3 protein-coding genes are annotated in these 2,727 nt (G+C 59.9%); all 3 read left to right on the forward strand.

The annotated features are described in order from the left end of the window. Window positions 1–623: 623 nt before the first annotated feature. A complete protein-coding gene (gene fliJ, locus VEJ16_07290) occupies window positions 624–1,046 on the forward strand; it encodes a flagellar export protein FliJ (protein ID HYB09458.1) in 423 nt (140 codons plus the stop codon). Window positions 1,047–1,412: 366 nt separating this feature from the next. Then, on the forward strand, window positions 1,413–1,958 hold the full coding sequence (locus VEJ16_07295; protein HYB09459.1) for a sigma-70 family RNA polymerase sigma factor: 546 nt from the start codon (window positions 1,413–1,415) through the stop codon (window positions 1,956–1,958). A gap of 64 nt (window positions 1,959–2,022) precedes the next feature. Further along, window positions 2,023–2,727 (forward strand): hypothetical protein (locus VEJ16_07300; GenBank protein ID HYB09460.1); only part of this gene is annotated, 705 nt, incomplete at its 3' end.

Below are 2,727 nucleotides of genomic sequence, written 5' to 3' on the forward strand. Positions count from 1 at the left end.
GTCTTCAATCAGCAATACGCGCATGCCAGTCCCCTTCTTCGCCGCGCGGGCTCAAGGTTGAGCGCGCCGCAGGGCGGCCCCTGGAAAACGCCTTAGGCAAACTGATTCGGAACATTAACTGCGGTATGGTTAACAAAACCTGATTCTCTCGCGCAAGTATCCTAAGGGCGAATTCATAATGTCCGCCAACATACTGTGCGATAGTGGTTTTTTAGCCACGCCCGTGCTGATGCTCCGGATTAAGTTTCGGCGCTAACCGACTCGACCGACTCGCTCGGGCCGGTATGGCTGAGCGAGCACCCCTTGGTCCTATGACGATGGACCGATGATTAACGGCCCAGGTAAACAGGCGATTAAAAATCCGCGCTTTGGAGTAACCATTCTTTCGCTATAGGCATGTCGCCCTATCGCACGGCTCGTCCGCCGGTCGACATGTAAGCCCGCCATTTAGTGGATTCGTGGGTCCCTTGGGGGTGCGATGGAAACCGAACGCTAACGTTATCGCGCCACAATCGCTGCATCGGGGGCGCCAGGCGCTTCCTTGCTTCCGTATCCCGGCGTGCGGGGCGGGATCAGCGAGGGGCGAGGCGCTTGGTCCCGTGGCTTCGGGGGAGTAATAGTCGATGAAGTCCCGAGAGACGCTTATTCGGCTCAAGAAGTTTCAAGTTGACGAGAAACGACGCAAAGTCGCGCAAATCGAGACAATGATTGCCGAGTTCGACCGCATGGCGGGAGATCTCGAGCGCGAAATTCGTGTCGAACAAGATCGTTCCGGCATTCACGATCCGTCACATTTTGCCTATCCGACCTATGCCAAGGCAGCCATTGCGCGGCGCGAAAACCTCAAGCGCTCGGCCGAGGATCTGCGTATTCAGCTCGAAGACGCTAAGTCGGCGCTTGGCGAGGCCTTCGATGATCTGAAGAAGCTGGAGCTACTCGGCGCACGCGACCAAATGCGCGAACGCGAGGCTGAGGAGGCCGTTGAAGAGGCCGAGCTTCATGGGCTTGCGCACCTGCGCGGCCGCGGCGGCGTAGCTTCGGTATAATTGGCTTCGGCCAGTCAAGGCCAACCGAGAAACCTGACTTCAGGTCAGGCGGTCCGCTCAGGGCGGCCTTTGCGCGTCCGCGGCAACCTGGCTCCTGCGTCGAGTCCGGGTGGAGCCCACGTCGAGCCCATGTGCAGCCCACGTCGAGCCCACGTGGAGCCCAGGTCGCGCCGAGGTGGCGCCTGCCGCGGCGCCGTACCGGAAAAGACCAAGACCCCCAGCTTTCACTCTCGACGAAGCCAGGTGTCAGCGGCGATAATGCTCCGCGTGACAGGGAACCGGCCCCGCCTCATGGGTTGGGCGGCCGTTCGTGTCGGGTATTGAGCGGGGGTCCCGATCTATGGGTTTGTCGGGCAAGGCGCTGCCATGTTGATGCAAACTGAACTCGTCTGGTTGCTGGGTGCCGTCTCCAGGGGCGACGAGACCGCGCTCGAACGTCTCTATGCCGCGACCCGCGCAAAGCTCTATGGGGTCTTGCTGCGTATCCTGGGAAGACCGGTCTTGGCCGAAGAGGTCATGAAGGAGACCTATTCCAAAATTTGGAAGACGGCGGACGAATTCGACCCTACCGTCGCAAGCCCCACGACGTGGATGGTGGCGATTGCGCGCAATCGGGCCATCGACATCGTGCGCAAACGCGGCGATCTTTTGGTAGAGGACGAACTGGAAGTTCCCGAAGCGGCTTCTGAATCTCCGCAGCCGCTCGCACGGCGCGAGATGACCGAGGAACTTAAGCGCCTTCTTTCGTGCCTCGGCCGGCTGGATCCGGAGAAACAGCGCATTGTGCTCCTTGCCTATTACAGCGGCTGGAGCCGCGATCAGCTGGCGCAAAAACTGGACATTCCGATCAACACGATCAAGACCTGGCTTCGCCGCAGTCTGCTTGAAATTCGCGAGTGCATGGAAAAATGACCGCTAAAGAACGCCTGACGCATAAAGTTTCGTCGACAAAGAAAAAGTAGCGGGTGAGGCATCGATGTACGACGACGACCGGGATGCTCTTGCCGCCGAATACGTCTTGGGCACGCTCTCCGCGGAAGAGCGCGAGCAAGCAGAGGCGCTGCTCACGCTCGATTCGAGCTTCGCCGAGATCGTGCGGATCTGGGAGCATCGTCTCGGCGAACTCAATGTCATGGTCGAGGCAGTGGAACCGCCACCCGATCTCTGGGAAAAGATCAAGACGGAAATCGACAGCACTCGGCGAAGCGACGAAACAGATTTCGGCTCCACAGAGGTGATTGGGGAATCCGCGCCGCAGTCTGTCCCGACACCGCTCGCCGATACTGCGGTGGATGACACGCCGGAGCCTGATTTGGACCTGGTTCCAGATTTGCTCTCGGATCGGCCGAAGGATTTGGACTATTCGGATCGGCCGAAAGATCTGGAGGGGGCACAGGGGACGGATCTAGATGAAACTTCGCTGGTCAACGCGCTCGCTTCGACATTATTGCCATCGACACCGCCACCCAAATTGCCATCGACACCGCCACCCAACTTCGACATTTCAACGCCAGAAGCCTCAGCCTTGCCCATGCCGGAAACCGGCTCGGCAGGCGCGGGCGCCGATATTGTCGCTCTGAGGCGCGGCGTGCGGCGCTGGCGCGGTCTTACGATGGCGATGGGCGCGATTGCGGCCTTGCTTGCTGTTTATGTGGCTCTCGCCCGATTGGCCCCTGGATTC

This window comes from Alphaproteobacteria bacterium (assembly GCA_035625915.1).
GTDB lineage: Bacteria > Pseudomonadota > Alphaproteobacteria > JACZXZ01 > JACZXZ01 > DATDHA01.